Origin of the sequence: Acinetobacter sp. ANC 4173, assembly GCF_004331255.1 — a bacterium.
Classification (GTDB): Bacteria; Pseudomonadota; Gammaproteobacteria; order Pseudomonadales; family Moraxellaceae; genus Acinetobacter.
The window spans coordinates 147,734-166,268 of the sequence record NZ_SJOF01000009.1; the positions used below are offsets into that span (position 1 = coordinate 147,734).

Genomic DNA, 18,535 nt, shown 5'->3' on the forward strand with positions numbered 1-18,535 from the left:
CCTTTTCCTAAATGTTATTTGACTCTTATTTTGAAGAAAATTTTTCGATGAAGAATGGTACGACATCAGCAATTGCGACTTCACACTGTTCTGCTGTCGCCAAAGTTTTGACCAATAGCTGCTGTGCTTCCCACTCACGCTCACCCAAAATCAAAGCATACAGAGCACCCGACTGGTCAGCCTTTTTCATTTGGCTTTTCATTGAACCTTGTGAGCCGACTTTTAAACGCAATGAGCTTTGTGCAGTATCTAACTGATTACGGAATTGTTCTGCCAATACCAATGCTTTACCTTGAGAAGCAGGGTCTGCCACCAAGAAAATCTCGCAATCACGAATTGGAGCTACGTCTTCGACTTGCTCAAGCAACAGCAATAAACGCTCCATCCCCATAGCAAAACCAACTGCGGGTACAGACTGATCAGCCTTTCCTTTTAACTGTCCAACCAGACCATCGTAACGACCGCCTGCACACACGGTGCCTTGTGAACCCAAATGAGTGGTGGTCCATTCAAATACAGTTTTGTTGTAATAATCTAAACCACGAACCAGTTTCTGATTAATCACAAACTCAACACCCGCATCGCTCAAATACTGCTGCAAAGTTGCAAAGTGCTGTAAAGTTTCTTCACCCATAAAGTCATGCAACTTCGGTGCATTTTCTAAAATGGCTTGAGTTTTTGCATCCTTAGAGTCAAGGATACGCAATGGATTGGTGACCAAACGGCGCTGTGAATCTTCATCCAAATCATTTTTATGTGATTCTAAAAACTCAACCAAAGCCGCACGATAAGCTGCGCGCTCATCAGACTCACCTAAAGTATTCAATTCAAGTTGAACTTTATCCGCCACACCCATGCGTTTCCATAGACGTGCCGTCATCAAAATAAGCTCGGCATCCATATCTGGAGTCGCCACCCCAAAGGTTTCCACACCAAACTGGTGGAACTGACGGTAACGCCCTTTTTGTGGTTTTTCATAACGGAACATTGGTCCGATATACCACACACGCGGGGTCGCGCCACGGAGTAAATTATGCTCAAGCATGGCACGTACACAACCTGCTGTTCCTTCAGGACGCAGTGTCAAAGACTCAGGCGGATTGCCTTTATCTAAGAACGTATACATTTCTTTTTCAACGATATCCGTCGCATCACCAATCGAACGTTTGAACAAATTGGTTTGTTCAACAATAGGCAAACGGATTTGTTGATAACCATAGGCATCCATTAACGATGCTAAATGTTGCTCTAGACGTCTCCAAGCCGGTGTTTGCGTTGGAAGAATGTCATTAAAACCTTTGATTGCGACTATTGAACTCATGATGAACTACGAATGATCTCTTTAGATTTAGCTTCTTCAAGCTCTAGAACACGTTGACGAACCATTGTTTCGATTTCATCAACTAACTGGTTGGTATCAATCAGATGGCTTTTCTCGCCATTACGATACACAAGCGAACGTGGACTTGCCCCCACCACGCCAATATCAGCCTCTTTGGCTTCGCCTGGGCCATTCACTTTACAACCAATGACCGATACGTCCATTGGGGTACGAATGTCTTCCAAACGCTCTTCCAAAGCTTGCATCACTGAAATCACATTAAATTCTTGTCGTGAACAGCTTGGGCAAGCAATAAAGTTAATGCCATTTGAACGGAGGCTGAGTGATTTTAAAATATCAAAACCAATTTTAACTTCTTCTTCGGGTTCGGCTGCCAATGAAATACGCATGGTGTCACCAATGCCTTCCATGAGCAAACCACCCAATGCAATGGCTGATTTTACTGAACCCGTACGATAAATCCCAGCTTCGGTAACGCCTAAATGTAATGGGTTATCAATTTGTTGAGACAGTAAACGGTAGGCATCCATAGTCAAAAACACATTCGATGCTTTCACAGAAACCTTAAATTCATGGAAATTCAAACGGTCTAAGATATCAATATGACGCATCGCTGACTCAAGCAAAGCCTGACCTGTCGGCTCACCATATTTCTTTTGAATGTCTTTTTCCAAAGAACCCGCATTCACGCCAATACGCATAGAAATATCATGATGACGTGCTGCAGCTACCACTTCACGAATTTTCGCTTCCGAGCCAATATTACCCGGATTAATACGTAAACAATCCGCGCCCATATCTGCCACTTTCAATGCGATTTTATAATCGAAGTGAATATCTGCCACTAAAGGAACTTGTACGCGTTTACGAATTTCACCAAAGGCTTCAGCTGCTTCCATCGACGGTACAGAAACACGCATAATGTCAGCACCTGCATCTGCACAGCGTTGAATCTGAGCAACAGTTGCTTCGACATCACAGGTTTCAGTATTGGTCATGCTTTGAATACTGATCGGAGCATCACCTCCGACGTAAACAGAACCCACACGAATTTTGCGGGTAGTACGGCGTTGAATCGGGTTTACAATCATGATTATTTACTCTGGCACCATTAACGAGATAAACGGAATTCTGCTTTCCCATTTACTGTATATGGTGACAATGAAATCTGCTCATTGTTTAAACTTAATGACACTGCGGCCGCATCATCCAAACGGATTTGGAATGGCGCTTCACCACTTAAGGTTAAAGTATTGGCTTGACGACCTGTGGCTAAAACTTTACCCGTCGAATCCAAAATATGAACTGAGGTCGGACGGTTAAAATTCAAGACCAATTGATCGCCTGAAACTGCGGTTGCACCACCCACTGACAATACTTCAACTTCAGATTTATTTGCATCTGCCGCACTGCTTTCTGAATTCGAACCCGATGAGCCCCAATTTTGGATTGTGCCAACAATTGCAGCCAAGATCACCAAGATGATAACTATAATGACAGATCGCTTTAACCACTTACGGTTGCGCTCACTGTTTGAACCTGGCAATTTGCCCATAATCTTGATTGGCGAATTATCCAAGGCATGATTAGGCACCATACCTGTATCATTGGCATAGATTTCATCAAAACGCTGAATCAGTGAGGTTGCATCGACATTTAAATATTTTGCATAAGTACGATAGTAACCTTTAATAAAGGTCGCTTCTGGCAAAGACTTATATTCATCTTGCTCTAATGCAGTTAAAGTTTTTACAGGAATTTTTAAATCTGCAGCAACTTGACTTAATTCACGTTTTTGAGCAATACGTTTCTGGCGTAAGTATTCTCCAGGACGCTGGACATTTCCTAATGCATTAGGTACTACGCTTGAACCATTCGATTGCGGTGAATTAGGATTTACTTCCATACGGCCTCAGTACTGTACTATAATTGCAAATAACGTGTGTATTCTTGGCTATCTGGGAACAATGCACGCAGTTGGTTGACTAACACTTGCATACCCATCTTATCGCCATTGGCTCGTGCAATACGAATACCAATCCATAATGCACGCGCACTCTGATTTTTCTGCCCAACCAGACGAACAAACTGTTCATATAACTGTGTCGCAGCAGGAATTTGTTGTCTTAAATAAAATATTTCAGACAACTCTAACATTGAAACATAAGAATTCGGATTTACTTGCAATGCTTGCTTGAATGATTTTTCAGCATTTGCTGTATCACCCAATTTTAAGTAAATACGTCCTAAATTTTCCAATGCCTTGAATCGCTGATCATAACCTAAGGTTGAACCAGCAATTGCTAATTGTTCAATCGCCTCATTATAACGCCCTACGACGTATAAATACGTACCATAGTTGTTACGAGCTTGCGCATTTTTAGGATCTGCGGAAATTGCACGTTTAAAATGTGTCTCCGCTTTTTCCATATTGGCAGGGCTACCTTCTTGCTGTAACAACACACCCATCATCATATTCGCAGTGGAATCACGTGACTCCATTTCCAATGCTTGATCGAGCGCGCGTTTTGCCGCATCTAGGTCGCCCTTACGAATATATTCCGCTGCCAATTGAGTTCGCACTTCTACTGCTTTCTCGGGGTCTTTTTTAAACCCTGGTACTGACGACGTCGTTGTCGTAATACAACCCACTAATGACGCTGAAAGACAAAACATTGTAATACATGCAAATTTGTAGGTGGGTTTACTCAATTAATAGCCCCTTTATTATCCGTTTGAGCGCAAAATCTCATTCCGCTCAGCCACTTTTTTCTTCCACTGCTCTGCACGACGTGTACGGTCAGCCACTTGACCAACCAACTGTCCACATGCAGCGTCAATATCATCACCACGTGTCTGACGAATCGTACACACAAATCCTGCATCAGACAAAGTTTTTTGGAAAGAAATAATACGGTTACGACTTGAGCGACCATATGGTGCATGCGGAAACGGATTAAAGGGAATTAAATTAATTTTACTTGGTAAATTTTTTAACAATTTCAACAGCTGTTGTGCATGTTCAGGTTGGTCATTGACCCCATCTAACATCACATATTCAATGGTGACATGACGGCGTGCGCTTTCATTACCATCTTTCGCCAAATAGCGCTGACATGCTGCAATCAACTGATCCAACGGATATTTTTTATTAATTGGCACCAATTCATTACGCAATTCATCATTTGGGGCATGTAGCGAAATCGCCAATGCCACATCAATATCTTGTGCCAATTGGTCAATTTTCGGCACCACACCTGACGTTGACAGCGTCACACGACGTTTCGACATACCATAAGCAAAATCGTCCAGCATCAACCGCATAGAGCTTAAGACCGCATCATAATTGAGTAAAGGCTCGCCCATACCCATCATGACCACATTGGTCACGGTACGCTCACGTTCTGCAACTGGCACCTCTTCCATATAGGAGTAGTTTGCCATCCACAATTGGCCAATAATTTCCGCAGGTGTTAAATCACGTTGGAAACCTTGCTTACCCGTAGAACAGAATGAACAATCTAGGGCACAACCCACTTGTGAAGAAATACACAAGGTTTTACGTGCGCCTGTTTTATCTTCGGCTGGAATGAGCACAGTTTCAACCAATGAGCCAGCACCATCACCTACACGGAACACCCATTTACGTGTGCCATCTTTAGAATAATTACGGTGTACGACTTCGGGCGCTTTAATTTCACATACGCGCTCTAATTTTTCACGCAACTTGCCTGAAATGTTGGTCATTTCAGCAAAATCGGTCACGAAATATTGATGGATCCACTTCATCACCTGTCCTGCACGGAATTTCTTTTCGCCCAAAGCTTCAAAGAATTGTTCCAGTTCAAGACGTGACATGCCCAGTAAATTCACTTTTTCCACAGAAGGTTGCTGTGTTGGAGTGGACAAAGATTGTTGCGATTCATCAGACGTTGCCGATGAAACGACCACTTCAGTACTCATGTGTAATTACCTAAACCATGTCGAAGATAGAAAGAGATTGCTCAATATTCAAGCAAATAAATTTTAAGAGAATAAAAAAACCAGATAAGCAGTATAACACTTATCTGGTTCGAATACTGCGAATTAACGAGTACGCGGAGCAATCTCAGTTTGAGCGAAGAAGTAGTTAACTTCACGATCAGCAGATGCTACAGAGTCAGAACCGTGAGCAGCGTTTTCGTCGATGCTTACAGCGAAGTCAGCGCGGATCGTACCTGGAGCAGCTTCTTTAGGGTTAGTTGCGCCAAGGATTTCACGGTGAGCAAGAACTGCGTTTTCGCCTTCAAGAACTGAAACAACAACTGGGCCAGAAGTCATGAACGCAACTAAGTCAGCAAAGAAACCACGTTCTTTGTGTTCTGCGTAGAAACCTTCAGCTTCAGTTTGAGTCAAATGTTTCATTTTAGTTGCAACGATTTGAAGACCAGCTTTTTCAAAACGAGCAAAGATGTCACCAATGTGGTTTTTAGCAACTGCGTCTGGTTTTACGATAGATAAAGTACGTTCAATAGCCATGATTGGCTCCTTAAGTCAAATTAGACGTGAAAATTTTGCCGCATTATACCGAATAATGTGCAGTTATCAGCTTTTGTAATGTAAAAAAACTGGATTTTTTCGATGTGCTGCTAGAAAAATGCTGGATTAGCTGGCTTCGTCAATCCATGCCATTTGAATTGCTTCAAGCAAACCTTCAGTCGACTTAGTTGGATCATCACTAAAGTCAGGTAAAGCACACACCCACGCGTGTAAGTCGGTAAAACGAATCCATTGCGGATCCACATCTGGATGTGCTTCATATAATTCAATCGCGATATCCATGGTATCTGTCCAACGTAAACCCATGACTGTTCCTAATTTATGCTATGAATCGGCTACTTTAACAAATTTCATCATGTCTGAAAAACTGCGCAGTATGATTCAATCTACAAGACCATACTAAACATAGGTGCACACGCAATAACCACTGCGGCAACACTCGCACCTATCACCGCACCAACCGCTACATCACTAGGATAATGCAAGCCTAGCACCATACGGGACAATGCCACCAACACAGTAAAGGGCAACATTAAGACCAATAAGATGGGCTGAACATAACCAATCACCACACTCGCCATCACTGCATGTAAAGTATGCCCAGAGGGAAAACTAAAATGATCTAAAGGTCGTTCACAAAGGCGAATGACTTGATGTACCTGATAAGGTCGTGGGCGCACCGTTTTAGTTTTGAGCACTTTATAAATAGCCGTACCCAATAAAGAACCTAAAATCAAATACAGCATTTGCAAGCTATAGGACAAACCTTGCAACATCCAAAGGCTCATCAACATGATGTACCAGAAAAAACCATCACCGAAACGGCTAATCAGTTTAAAAAAAAGTGCCACTCGCTCTGAATGGGAAAAATGGTTCAGATATAAACAACCTTTTAAGTCGAGATCGAGTATTTTTATTTTTGCATTCTTAAAATTCATAATTCCTCTCCTCAAGCTTTTGTTTTGCTTACGCTATCATTCGGGTTTCCTTTGCCACCTGATATAGGGCTTGTTCTAGTTGAGTCACGGGATGATGCCACCCCATTTCCATTACATTCAGACGGGCACTTTGTCCCATACTCTTCAGTTGTTGTCGTCTTGGTAAATTCTGCATGTGTTTCGAAAATGCATTTACATCATTTAATGGACTCAGCCATCCTGTTTTACCCTGTTCAATATGCGCATGAGCACATGCATAATTATATGCTACTACAGGTAAACCACTCGCCATTGCTTCTAAAACAACGTTACCAAAAGTTTCAACTTGACTAGCAAATACAAAAACATCTGCACTTGCATAAACACTTGCAAGATTCTTACCAGTTAAGCCTCCAGTAAAAATTACACCATGTACTTTACCTAAATTTTCCAAGCGTTGACGGTCGGGTCCATCGCCAGTGATCACCAATTTATAATATTTTTCGCCACGTTGCAGCATATATATATAGTTACGAATCAGTACATCAATTTCCTTCTCTGGCGATAACCGTCCCACATAAAGCATCACTGTGGTATGACAGTCTGCCCCCCAAATGCACCGATATGAATCAGAGTGATGTATGGGAGAAAATTGCTGCGTATCTACACCCCGCCCCACTATTACCAATGGGCAAGTAATTCCAAATTGCTTTAAAGCCTTTTGTGTATCTTTACTCGGAACACAGGTCAGTTGGGTATTATTATGAAACCAACGTAAATAATGTTGTATCGGTTTCACCAAAAAAGCCAAATCAAAGAAGCGACTAAAATCCTGAAAAGGTGAATGAAAACCACTTGATACAGGAATATTACGACTTTTAGCAGCATGCAAGGCTGTGAGCCCCAACGGTCCTTCAGTCACTACATGCACCACATTCGGCATAAACTCATCTAGAGCATTGGCAACTTTCAAAAACTGTGGCCAACCAAATTGTAAACTCGGATATTTAGGAATACTTTGTGCTGTAACCAGACATTCTTTGTTGGGAGTAAAGTCCCCGCATGATTGAGTCTGGCTCGGACGAACGAGCAGAATTTTATGCCCCTGCTTTTGCAACCCTTTACAAAGCTGCATCAATGATAAAGCCACCCCATTCACTTCTGGTGGCCATGTTTCTGTGACGATTGCTATTTTCAACCTCGGGCGAACCAGATCTTTTAAAACACTTATTTCTTCTATGCTGTTTTTGTTTTTTTGTAATTTGAAATAAAACTTAAAACTGTCTGGAAAATTTTGTTGTTTTAACAGGCTCGCAGTGGATATGTAAGACATATAACACCTATTGCTTGATTTTGTTCTAGCTTAGATGCCTTTGTTTACAGTTTGATGATGCTTGTTTGACATTCCCGTGAAATACAAAAGGGAGATAAAATTTACCTCCCTTTTGTTGATCATTTACAAAACCTAACGGCTTTACAACGAAATTAAAAATCCACATTGACATAGATTCGGTCACGATACACTCCTGCAGGAACACCATTTATAGGGTTTTCTTGCAATTGAGCTGAAATTATATATTTCTGATTCATTCCAGCACGCTGATTCATCTGAACACCCCATAAATTTTGACTCGCACCACGTATATTTAATTGAGTTCTTAACCTATATGGGCCATTGGATACATAACTTAGACCAGAAGAATTTACTAGATTTTGACTGTTAAAAGCAATTGAATAATTACGATCACAAGATATATTAAAAGAAGTCGCTGTTTGGCTACGATAATAACTAGCCAATTTCATTTCTGGAGCTGAAAATCCACCTATAGAACATTCAGATGCTGAAACAAATCCACAGCAAGTCATACAAATGCAAGCTATTAATAAGTTTCTCATTAAACACCTCCTATTACTTGCAAATCAAATTAATGATTTCATTCTCACTACCACTAATTTGATGTTGAGAAACATTCAATGAAGCATTACAAATCTGATTACCTTGTGAAACAACCTTAATATTGTATTGGGTTGGCTTAGCAAGATACAGATAAAATAAACCATCACTATCAACAAAATAGTTTTCTTCATTACCTCCATTTATGCGCACTAAAGTACCTAGAAGGAATTTCTCCCCATTTTCATTTAATAATTTAAAAGTAAATTTTTTAGTCTTAAGTATTGGAAAATTTAAAACATAACCTCTTTGGTTTAATGCACTAAGTTGCTGACTGGCTTGATCAACAGAATAATCCAGAGGAAGCTGATCTTGATTATAAGAAATATCATAATTAATGTAAGGAACAATATCATGTACAAATAAATATCCCTTTTTATTCGATTCACCTACTGAAGAAAGTGATCTTAACACCTCGATATTTTCCATTCCATTGAGATCCACCAATGTAAAAGCATCATCAACATATTTGGTAAGTGCTACTTTTTTATCCAAAAATACCAGTGCACCTTGAAATTGAGCGCGTGAAGTCCGATTATCAGGATATTCATCATACGATAGAGACAAATCACCTACTCTAGATTTTAAAAGACCAAAACCATGAAAATTAACATCACTATCTTGATTTGAAACCGCTAAAGCATAATCGAACCCATACGGATTATAACTTCTTCTTGAATAGCTTATTTCAGTATCATTATCATCTGTATTATGTTCAATACTTACACTGCTACGAGAATTCCAGTCATATGTAAGTGCAATATTAAAGTTATCATCCTGATCATCTTCAAAGTTTTTCGAACAATTTATACTTGCATAAAGTTTATCTGTTATTCTTTTAGCAGCACCAAAATTAATAATTCTACTATCTTGAGTTTGAAAAGCACCACCTTTGTAATTTATATTATTGACATAACTTAAACTCAGACCATCAAAGAAGCCCAATTTCGATACATTAATATAAGCGAGATTAGATAATTTAGTATTGAATTCTGAATCAGAATAACCCAAAGGTTCATATTGGTCAGTATAGTAACGACCATTATATCCAAATGACCAGCGACCATAACTTTTACTTAAAGATACAGATAAAGCATAACCAATAGTGCCATCATCCTCACTTGCGGCATATGCTGTATCCAATAAAGCAAAAGTACCTAGTGCTTGAGTCCACAAAAAACTTAAATTACTAACTTCTTCTGAATAGGTTGCATCAAAACCCAAGGTAGTATTTTGTGTAACTCCTCGACGAAAATATAATTTTGTAAAGAATTCACGATAATCATTACTGTCATCATCATAATTATATCTTAGCTTCCCAAGAGAAATATCATACTCATTAAGATCCTTTCTTAATAACTGACTACTGATATATATTGGGAAACTTTGTACAGTCTGATTACCCAATATGTCACGAACGACGATTTGAGCTTCCCCTGATTGATTAATACTTGCACCAGATTGTAATGAATAATTACCAGGTGTAACGGACTGATTATATAAGTTAACGCCATTAATATATAAATCTACAGTTGATGGGAGTACTGCACTCCCATTCAGAGTAGGCATATTCCAATAAACAAAATCTGGACGTTCGGTAAAATTTGTTCCAAAACTTATACCACCATATCGAAATGAATTAGTCAGTGTACTATAAACACTAGTATTATCACCTAATCGAAACTTGGTGTAATTCTCAGGAAACTCTAATTCAAAAAGAGAACCAACACGAACTACATCTTGTTCAGTATCAGTTGGTGAATCTCTATATATAAATGAATTAGTAAAAATCCAATAATCTTTAAATATTCCGATTTCAGTTAGTGCATTAAATTGATTATCAAAGTCATCTTTTGAGTAAAATAAATCATAATTAACAAAGCCACCAAAATTAGCTCTTTTTGGAATTATTATTGTATCCTTATAAGGTACTGATGCAAAATAACTAGCTGGGACATTAATTTTTACTGCCTGCAAAGTCTCATCTTTTTCAAATTTAACATCAGGACCACTCATTAAACAATAATTATCTTTCTCCTTGTTTCTTTGGAAACTCGAAGTAGATACTCCTAAATCTTCAAGTGGACTACATTCTATATACTCACCATCTTTCGAAGTCAGCAATAAGGCTTCTATATTTCTGTCAACACCATTCAACCATATATTAACCACCATTAAATTATTATTATTTTCTGATAATGGTACATTAACATCTGCATTAGCTGCACCAATAGATCCTATTACAATAAGAACAACCCTAATACCCTTCATAGAATCACCCTCTGAGATTTAATATTCTAAAAAATCTCCATCTTTATCAGTTTTAATTCTAACTTTTATTTTTTCATTTGAACCATTATTAACAACACCTAAATCAAGTTGGTACTTACTACCCGAAAGTAAATATTTATTTAAACTTTTTTTTACTAACTCCTTATTATTAGCATCTATTAATTCAACTTCATTAAGTTGCACATGAGATTTTGAATTATTTTCAAGGTCTAAAATAAATTTATTATTCATTTTTTTTAAATCGACCTTCAAATTATTTTTATCCTGTTGACCTACAAATAAAGGTAAAGAAAATTTGAATTGGATATTCATCGCTTGTGGATCAGTGATCGGTGTAACCTCATTAAAAATAATCCTCCAAGCCTTTTCTTTATCTGTTGCAATACCACTTGCGCTCTGAATAAAACCAATGCGAACTATTTGCTTAGAATTTGGTTTTAATTCAAAAATTTTAGGATTAAATAAAATATTCTTTTCCTCTAGTAATACATCTTCACCTTTTTCATTTTGAGTCCATGTACTCGCAGAAAGCTCAAATATTTTTGATTGTGAAAAATCACTACTTTCAACTATAACTGTAGTACTTCTCTGCTGTTTATTTTTATCACCTAAATAAAGTTGAATGGGGGTAAACTTTATGCCTGCGAACAACGAAAAACTTAAGGCACTCATAATTAAGAATAAAATTATTTTTTTCATGCTTATCCCTTAATATTTTATTATAAAAAGTGGTGTATATCGCACATACACCACTATTCATTATTTTTAATTAGAATTCAACTGCAACCTTATAGGTTCCTGTATAAAGACCAGCATAAGCAGAATCTACATCATCTCCAGCAACAGTCGCGTCAACTTGGAATACTCGACTACCTGGTTTGTACTCTAAGGCATGCTTACCAGTTAGATAGTGATTGTTTTCAGCTTTTGTTTCAACCACTACTGGAATGGTTTTATAACCATTTCTTAATTTATCTGGGGCATCAATATCTAAATTATATGGGGCATTTGTACGAACTTTAAAGTGTGTTCCACCTGTCCAGTCTTTGCCTGTTTTTTTAAGTGTAATTAAATCATCTTTGATATCCAAGTCACAATGTTTTTCAACTTTCAATTCAATATCAATTTTGCCTTTACAGTCATGACCACATCCATGATCACCTCTTTCATGTGGCATTCCACCCGTCATACTTTCAGAAGACACTGAATCTTCTGCCATTGTTACTGTAGAACACATACCTAACATCAATGCTGCCATAGCAACTTTAAGCTGTAGTTTCATGGCCCTATCTCCATTTTCATTTTTTAAAAAATGTTTTCATATTTATAACTGCACCTTGCATCGAATTATTTTTTAATCCTTTTTTTGCTAGTGCATAGTTATCTTATGCAAATTTAATAGGGCTGAATTACTCCGTTGATTTTCATGTGAATTCTATTTTTTCTTTACTTTTTTATTTTTCTTTAAATTCTGATGTTTTTGCTAAAATTACAAAATAGTTGTGATATCAATAAAAAGAATACATAAATTAAGATATCCAAATATAAAAATTTAATTTATTGATTATTAAAATATATATACAAACTTACAATTTACTAAATATTACAACAAGAATAAATAAAAATACAATTTAAGCTAATTAAATCTCATTTTTATAATTAAGTGATATTTTTTTAATACTTTATGCACAATACATGACATATTATTCAAATTCCTATATTTAAATCAATATAATCAACTTTATTTCTCACCATTTAAATATTAATTCTTTTTTATTAAATAGTTAGATGTTTCCACTTAAACTCGTATCCTCCTCTATTCCAAAACATCATCTAGCACTTGAATTAGGCTCTGTTGACATTTACTGTGCAAAAGAAACGAGACCATACAATTCAATCGCCAAACCAAATCTACGTCTCACTATTCCGTCCTTATTTGCCGTTCGATTCGGCATACCATTGAGTGTTGGGATCAAACCAGATCGAGAGATTTCCTCGATTGATTAAAGCTTGCTGGTAAGAAGACCAATTCATTGTACGATAGATTTTAGCTACAGGCTGATTCATCTATGAATGATATTGCTGAATAAGCTTTTAGAAATAGGTTTATGCAACAAAGCCTCTCATAACTAAAAAATCCCCTATCACCATCAAGTCCTCATCACCAATCTCATTTGTAGCTTTGGGTGTCGTATTTACATATATACTTTCTCCCCGATGTGTAGGAATAATATATTGCTCAGCATTTTCAAAATCTGCTTTTCAGTATTAATTCCAATTACCATCCCCTTCTAACTATCTCCATAATGTGACCACGTAAAAGGATTTAGTGGTACACGAGTAAGCGGAAGAACGACATATTTTCTTAATAGGCGATTACAACATGCTCTAAAATGAACAGTTTTAGAAATCTCACTTTCTGTTAGACCTAATGCAGTAGCCTCAAATGGATCATTAAAATTCTATAAATGGGAAAAGCTTAAAACACCTGTTTTAAGAATCTTTAAACCCGCTTCAAAACTGACATATTTATATAAAATCATTGTTCTTATCCAAATACAAAAACCTGCCAAAGCAGGTATTTATTTTATATAAATGATACAAATCATAAACTTAGTCTTATATTTATCTACGTTCTAAATTTAGGGCATAAAAAAGAGGAAAGCACTGCTTTCCTCTTTTTGTAAAGTATAGAACCTTAGTTCTTTTCTTTATCTACGATTTTGTTCGCTTGAATCCAAGGCATCATCGAACGTAACTTGTTACCTGTTACTTCAATACCATGTGCAGCATTTTGACGGCGACGTGCAGTCATTGATGGGTAGTTTAAAGCACCTTCTTGGATGAACATTTTTGCATATTCACCAGATTGAATACGTTTCAATGCATTACGCATTGCTTCACGAGACTGTTCGTTAATTACTTCAGTACCCGTTACATATTCGCCATATTCAGCATTATTCGAAATTGAATAGTTCATGTCCGCAATACCGCCTTCGAACATTAAATCAACGATCAATTTAAGTTCGTGCAAGCATTCGAAATACGCCATTTCTGGTGCATAACCTGCTTCAACAAGCGTTTCATAACCCATTTTAACCAATTCAACCGCACCACCACAAAGAACTGCTTGCTCACCGAACAAATCAGTTTCAGTTTCTTCTTTAAATGATGTTTGAATAATACCTGTACGACCACCACCAACGCCTGAAGCATAAGAAAGTGCAACATTACGTGCATTACCAGAAGCATCTTGGTGAATCGCGATTAAGTCAGGTACACCTGAACCACGTTGGAATTCAGAACGTACTGTATGACCTGGTGCTTTTGGAGCAACCATGATCACGTCTAAGTCAGCACGTGGTACAACTTGGTTATAAAGAATAGAGAAACCGTGAGCAAATGCTAAAGTTGCACCTTGCTTGATGTTCGGTTCAATTACATCACGATAAATTTGTGATTGGAATTCATCTGGAGTCAAGATCATGACTAAGTCAGCTTGTGCTACAGCAGCTGGAACTTCAGCAACTTTAAGACCCGAATTTTCAGCTTTTTTCCAAGAAGTAGAACCCGCGCGTAAACCCACAGTTACGTCAACACCAGATTCTTTAAGGTTAAGCGCATGCGCATGACCTTGTGAACCGTAACCAATGATCGCTACTTTCTTAGATTGGATGATAGATAAGTCGCAGTCTTTATCGTAAAAAATTTGCATTGCTGTCTCCGCTAAAATGCTTGATATTCTGTAATTCCATCAAATGGTTATTTTCTGATGAAATCCTCCTCTTTTCTCAAAAGGAGGTTGAATCCTGTTAAATCATTAAATGGTTAAAACTTTTTCGCCGCGCGCGATGCCTGAAACACCAGAGCGTACAACTTCAAGAATGGTATTCTCTGCTAGAGCATCAATAAAACCATCAATTTTTTCAGTCGTACCCGCGATTTGAATGGTATAGGTCGTTGGGGTGACATCAACAATTTGCGCACGGAAAATGTCCGCAGTTCGTTTGATTTCAGCACGTGCCGAACCGAGTGATTTGACTTTAATCAACATCAATTCGCGCTCAATGTGCGCACCTTCAGACAAATCAACCACTTTCACCACTTCAACCAATTTATTAAGTTGTTTGGTGATTTGTTCAATTTTATGGTCATCACCATAAGTCGTTAATGTCAAACGAGATAAGGTTGGGTCTTCAGTTGGTGCAACGTTTAAGGTCTCAATGTTGTAATTACGTTGAGAAAATAAACCCACCAAACGAGAAAGCGCACCAGCTTCGTTTTCTACAAGGACAGAGATAATATGTCTCATGACGTGCGCTCCCCTTTACCTAACCACATATCTTTCATCGACTGACCCGCGATCAGCATTGGATAAACATGCTCGGTACGGTCAACCATGACATTAATAAATACGCATTTATCGTTAATCGCCATTGCTTCAGCAAGCTTTGACTCTAACTCATCAGCATGGTCAATTTGGATACCAACGTGACCATACGCTTCCATCAGTTTGGCAAAGTCAGGCAATGACTCTACATAAGAACTTGAGTGACGTCCTTCATAGTTCATGTCTTGCCATTGTTTTACCATACCCAAAGCACGGTTATTCAAGCAGAGAATTTTTACATTTAAGCCATATTGCTTACAGGTAGAAAGTTCTTGAATACACATCTGAATTGATGCTTCACCGGTAATACACACCACTTGCTGGTCTGGGAATGCAAGCTTCGCTGCCATTGCATAGGGTAAGCCTACACCCATGGTGCCTAAACCACCCGAATTGATCCATTGACGTGGACGGGTGTATTTATAATAAAGCGCACCAAACATCTGATGCTGACCAACGTCTGAAGTGATAATTGCCTGACTATTGGTAATTTTATCTAACGCTTCAACCACTTGTTGTGGCTTCATTGAACCATCAGTCGGTTTGTCGTAATTCAAACCATGTACTTTGCGCCACTCATTGATTTGCGACCACCAAGCTGCAATTGCTTCTGGGTTTGGCTTAGACACATTCATTTGTTTAAGCTGTGCCAACATTTCCTGAAGGACTGGCTCTACCGCACCAACAATTGGAATGTGCGCAATAATGGTTTTTGAAATTGTCGCTGGGTCGATATCAATATGAATGACTTTGGCATTTGGACAGAATTTTGCAGGATTATTGGTTACACGGTCATCAAAGCGCGCACCAACACACAAAATCACATCCGCATTGTGCATGGTCATATTGGCTTCATAGGTACCATGCATGCCCAACATACCGATGAACTGCTCATCATTGCCAGGGAAAGCACCTAAGCCCATTAAAGTATTGGTCACTGGATAGCCCAGTAAATGCGCCAATTCAGTTAATAAAGCTGATGCATTACCTTGAACAACACCACCCCCTGTATAAATGACAGGACGTTTCGCATTAATCAGTTCATCAATCGCTTTACGAATTTGACCTGAGTGACCACGATGCGGTGGTTGATAAGAACGCATCTTCACTTTTTCTGGGTATTCGTAAGCAAATTTATCAGTTGGATTAGTTGCATCCTTCGGAATATCGATCACAACAGGGCCTGGACGACCAGAAGCTGCGATATAGAATGCTTTTTTGATAATTGCGGGAATTTCACTCGCATGACGCACTTGGAAACTGTGTTTCACGATTGGACGTGAAATACCGACCATGTCTGTTTCTTGGAATGCATCTTCCCCAATTAAATGCGAAGCCACCTGACCAGACAAAATCACCATTGGGATTGAGTCCATATAAGCAGTTGCAATTGGAGTAACGGTATTGGTTGCACCTGGACCAGAAGTGACCAGCACTACACCAGTTTTACCCGTAACGCGCGAATAGGCATCTGCCATATGACCAGCAGCTTGCTCATGGCGTACGAGATAATGATTAATTTTGTCTTGTTGAAAAAGCGCATCGTAAATGTGTAAAACTGCGCCGCCTGGGTATCCAAAAACATGTTCAACGCCTTCGTCCGCTAATGCGCGAACAAGCATTTCACCACCAGATAAAAGTTCCAACGTGATTCACCCTAATCTTTTATCACCACTTGATGGGAGACATCAGCAGTGTTCATTCATTAATTGTCTGCACTGTTATAGCACACATATTTCATAGTTTTCATGGCAATAGGAAAAAAATCCGATCCGTTTGCTGTTTGAGCAATATGGGATCTAAAACATGTTGGGATAAACATATTTTTATTTGCTTTGTTCACCATCTCGGCTAGAGATGACGCCCATTGCATGACGTAACACTTCTTCGAAGGGTGATCGAGAGAAGGCACATAAAACTAAAGACAGCATTTTTCTTGTTTAATCCCGTATTGTCAAGTTGAAAAATCAGCTTTTTTTTGATTATTTACAGACCGTTTGTTTTTTAAACAAAATGTGTGTTTTTGCGCACTCAATCAAGCATTCAATCAATTATGTAGAATCTTCACTAAATTCTATCTATCTCTATAATTTTTCGACATTAAGTGTGTATATTTTTAAACGCTTAAACACTAGAATTACTTGTTCAACTGGAAAATCCACCTATACTATTTTGCATACGTCATATTCTGTTCTGGAATCTATAAATTTACTTTTACGACGACTTTACAGACAAAACATCTTCACAGAGAAATAAAACAGGACAAAATCTTATGTCACTTCCATTGCATTTGATCAGTAGTGTAGCGCTCACTTGTGCCTTGTTATCTTCTAGTGCATCAGTTTCGGCTAAAGATTATTACAAATGGGTCGATGCGAATGGCTCAACGCATTACACCACTACACCCCCACCGAAAAGTGCACAAAAAAAAGGGAAAATTCAAACTTATGGTTGGGCAAATTCATCATCATCTCAACCAACAACTGAAGCTGCCCCAATAGCAAAAGAAGCAGCTAAAGCCGCTCAACAAGCTATAGAGGAAAAAGCCAACCCGACAGCCGTAACCACTCTACCGATTCCGTCCGCAGCTGCTACTCTAACACCACCACCGATGACGCCTGAACCGAATAAATGAACCCATTAAAAACGACTCATTAGCTTTTTTTCTGAACTTTAAATGAGCGAATCAGGTGATAACTTTAGTCATCATCTGATTCGCTCAAGCATTTATTCAATAGAATGATTGCCGTACACGTACAAAAAATAATGTATGAATACAAAAAGGAAAAACTAACAGATCTATAACAGCGATAGATTCGGTGCCCGCCCCCAAACAAGGTTAAAGGCCTAGATTGAATCAGCCAATTCATAAAAGAAAGAGAAATTAGCCAATTCAAAAAACTCATCCTATTAAATAGATATTTGAGAAATTTTGGTTGTGCATATTGCAAGATAAAACCCCATCTAAAAACTGACATTGCACCCAGTTTTGCGCTATGCTGTGCAGCAAACTTTTAACCGTTGTTCCTAAATACGTTTATGACTACTCATATTGACCCTGAATATCAAGCTAGTGCGATTGAACCCTCTGTCCAACAAGA

The 18,535-nt window shown here is 38.4% G+C and carries 17 protein-coding genes and 1 pseudogene; 1 reads left to right on the plus strand and 17 read right to left on the minus strand.

What is annotated here, in order from left to right:
* Window positions 1-25 precede the first annotated feature (25 nt).
* The 17 genes and pseudogenes from hisS to E0H94_RS12035 all read right to left on the minus strand — a co-directional run bounded on the left by hisS (window position 26) and on the right by E0H94_RS12035 (window position 17,080).
* A complete protein-coding gene (gene hisS, locus E0H94_RS11950) occupies window positions 26-1,321 on the minus strand; it encodes a histidine--tRNA ligase (RefSeq protein WP_131326727.1) in 1,296 nt (431 codons plus the stop codon).
* On the minus strand, window positions 1,318-2,433 hold the full coding sequence (gene ispG, locus E0H94_RS11955; RefSeq protein ID WP_116760454.1) for a flavodoxin-dependent (E)-4-hydroxy-3-methylbut-2-enyl-diphosphate synthase: 1,116 nt from the start codon (window positions 2,431-2,433) through the stop codon (window positions 1,318-1,320). Before ispG ends, hisS begins: the two co-directional genes overlap by 4 nt.
* A 20-nt stretch (window positions 2,434-2,453) precedes the next feature.
* Entirely contained in the window at window positions 2,454-3,248 is a 795-nt protein-coding gene (locus E0H94_RS11960; protein WP_131326728.1) for a helix-turn-helix domain-containing protein, read from the minus strand.
* Window positions 3,249-3,265: 17 nt separating this feature from the next.
* Window positions 3,266-4,054 carry a type IV pilus biogenesis/stability protein PilW gene (gene pilW / locus E0H94_RS11965; RefSeq protein WP_227548600.1) on the minus strand — a complete coding sequence of 263 codons (789 nt, stop codon included), beginning with the start codon at window positions 4,052-4,054 and terminating at the stop codon, window positions 3,266-3,268.
* Between the two features lie 15 nt (window positions 4,055-4,069).
* Window positions 4,070-5,305: a 23S rRNA (adenine(2503)-C(2))-methyltransferase RlmN gene (rlmN, locus tag E0H94_RS11970; protein ID WP_131326729.1), complete on the minus strand. Its 1,236-nt coding sequence runs from the start codon at window positions 5,303-5,305 to the stop codon at window positions 4,070-4,072.
* Window positions 5,306-5,428: 123 nt separating this feature from the next.
* A complete protein-coding gene (gene ndk / locus E0H94_RS11975) occupies window positions 5,429-5,860 on the minus strand; it encodes a nucleoside-diphosphate kinase (protein WP_004983508.1) in 432 nt (143 codons plus the stop codon).
* Window positions 5,861-5,986: 126 nt separating this feature from the next.
* Entirely contained in the window at window positions 5,987-6,187 is a 201-nt protein-coding gene (gene iscX / locus E0H94_RS11980) for a Fe-S cluster assembly protein IscX (RefSeq protein ID WP_116760462.1), read from the minus strand.
* An 80-nt stretch (window positions 6,188-6,267) separates the two neighbouring features.
* On the minus strand, window positions 6,268-6,819 hold the full coding sequence (locus E0H94_RS11985) for a phosphatase PAP2 family protein (RefSeq protein ID WP_131326730.1): 552 nt from the start codon (window positions 6,817-6,819) through the stop codon (window positions 6,268-6,270).
* 28 nt (window positions 6,820-6,847) lie between these two features.
* Complete coding sequence (locus tag E0H94_RS11990) at window positions 6,848-8,131, minus strand: glycosyltransferase family 4 protein (RefSeq protein ID WP_131326731.1); 1,284 nt, start codon at window positions 8,129-8,131, stop codon at window positions 6,848-6,850.
* 152 nt (window positions 8,132-8,283) lie between these two features.
* Window positions 8,284-8,694, minus strand: a complete 411-nt coding sequence (locus E0H94_RS11995) for a hypothetical protein (RefSeq protein ID WP_131326732.1) — start codon at window positions 8,692-8,694, stop codon at window positions 8,284-8,286.
* Between the two features lie 13 nt (window positions 8,695-8,707).
* Window positions 8,708-11,023, minus strand: coding sequence for a fimbria/pilus outer membrane usher protein (locus tag E0H94_RS12000; protein ID WP_131326733.1), 2,316 nt, complete (start codon window positions 11,021-11,023; stop codon window positions 8,708-8,710).
* A gap of 18 nt (window positions 11,024-11,041) precedes the next feature.
* Complete coding sequence (locus E0H94_RS12005) at window positions 11,042-11,743, minus strand: molecular chaperone (RefSeq protein WP_131326734.1); 702 nt, start codon at window positions 11,741-11,743, stop codon at window positions 11,042-11,044.
* Window positions 11,744-11,813: 70 nt separating this feature from the next.
* Window positions 11,814-12,326: a hypothetical protein gene (locus tag E0H94_RS12010; protein ID WP_131326735.1), complete on the minus strand. Its 513-nt coding sequence runs from the start codon at window positions 12,324-12,326 to the stop codon at window positions 11,814-11,816.
* Window positions 12,327-12,979: 653 nt separating this feature from the next.
* Window positions 12,980-13,111 (minus strand): annotated as a pseudogene (locus tag E0H94_RS12015) (IS5/IS1182 family transposase); the annotation flags it as partial.
* 631 nt (window positions 13,112-13,742) lie between these two features.
* A complete protein-coding gene (gene ilvC, locus E0H94_RS12025) occupies window positions 13,743-14,759 on the minus strand; it encodes a ketol-acid reductoisomerase (protein WP_131326736.1) in 1,017 nt (338 codons plus the stop codon).
* Window positions 14,760-14,864: 105 nt separating this feature from the next.
* Window positions 14,865-15,356, minus strand: a complete 492-nt coding sequence (gene ilvN, locus E0H94_RS12030) for an acetolactate synthase small subunit (protein WP_116760478.1) — start codon at window positions 15,354-15,356, stop codon at window positions 14,865-14,867.
* Window positions 15,353-17,080, minus strand: coding sequence for an acetolactate synthase 3 large subunit (locus tag E0H94_RS12035; RefSeq protein WP_131326737.1), 1,728 nt, complete (start codon window positions 17,078-17,080; stop codon window positions 15,353-15,355). The genes ilvN and E0H94_RS12035 overlap by 4 nt, the downstream gene beginning before the upstream one ends.
* Window positions 17,081-17,706: 626 nt before the next feature.
* Between E0H94_RS12035 and E0H94_RS12040 the strand changes: the two genes are divergently transcribed.
* On the plus strand, window positions 17,707-18,069 hold the full coding sequence (locus tag E0H94_RS12040) for a DUF4124 domain-containing protein (protein WP_131326738.1): 363 nt from the start codon (window positions 17,707-17,709) through the stop codon (window positions 18,067-18,069).
* Window positions 18,070-18,535: the final 466 nt, after the last annotated feature.

What these genes read in the sequence shown, in the direction of transcription:
- hisS (WP_131326727.1), bottom strand. Translation starts at nt 1,321, where the DNA reads ATGAGTTCAATAGTCGCAATCAAAGGTTTTAATGACATTCTTCCAACG.
- ispG (WP_116760454.1), bottom strand. Translation starts at nt 2,433, where the DNA reads ATGATTGTAAACCCGATTCAACGCCGTACTACCCGCAAAATTCGTGTG.
- E0H94_RS11960 (WP_131326728.1), bottom strand. Translation starts at nt 3,248, where the DNA reads ATGGAAGTAAATCCTAATTCACCGCAATCGAATGGTTCAAGCGTAGTA.
- rlmN (WP_131326729.1), bottom strand. Translation starts at nt 5,305, where the DNA reads ATGAGTACTGAAGTGGTCGTTTCATCGGCAACGTCTGATGAATCGCAA.
- ndk (WP_004983508.1), bottom strand. Translation starts at nt 5,860, where the DNA reads ATGGCTATTGAACGTACTTTATCTATCGTAAAACCAGACGCAGTTGCT.
- iscX (WP_116760462.1), bottom strand. Translation starts at nt 6,187, where the DNA reads ATGGGTTTACGTTGGACAGATACCATGGATATCGCGATTGAATTATAT.
- E0H94_RS11985 (WP_131326730.1), bottom strand. Translation starts at nt 6,819, where the DNA reads ATGAATTTTAAGAATGCAAAAATAAAAATACTCGATCTCGACTTAAAA.
- E0H94_RS11990 (WP_131326731.1), bottom strand. Translation starts at nt 8,131, where the DNA reads ATGTCTTACATATCCACTGCGAGCCTGTTAAAACAACAAAATTTTCCA.
- E0H94_RS11995 (WP_131326732.1), bottom strand. Translation starts at nt 8,694, where the DNA reads ATGAGAAACTTATTAATAGCTTGCATTTGTATGACTTGCTGTGGATTT.
- E0H94_RS12000 (WP_131326733.1), bottom strand. Translation starts at nt 11,023, where the DNA reads ATGAAGGGTATTAGGGTTGTTCTTATTGTAATAGGATCTATTGGTGCA.
- E0H94_RS12005 (WP_131326734.1), bottom strand. Translation starts at nt 11,743, where the DNA reads ATGAAAAAAATAATTTTATTCTTAATTATGAGTGCCTTAAGTTTTTCG.
- E0H94_RS12010 (WP_131326735.1), bottom strand. Translation starts at nt 12,326, where the DNA reads ATGAAACTACAGCTTAAAGTTGCTATGGCAGCATTGATGTTAGGTATG.
- ilvC (WP_131326736.1), bottom strand. Translation starts at nt 14,759, where the DNA reads ATGCAAATTTTTTACGATAAAGACTGCGACTTATCTATCATCCAATCT.
- ilvN (WP_116760478.1), bottom strand. Translation starts at nt 15,356, where the DNA reads ATGAGACATATTATCTCTGTCCTTGTAGAAAACGAAGCTGGTGCGCTT.
- E0H94_RS12040 (WP_131326738.1), top strand. Translation starts at nt 17,707, where the DNA reads ATGTCACTTCCATTGCATTTGATCAGTAGTGTAGCGCTCACTTGTGCC.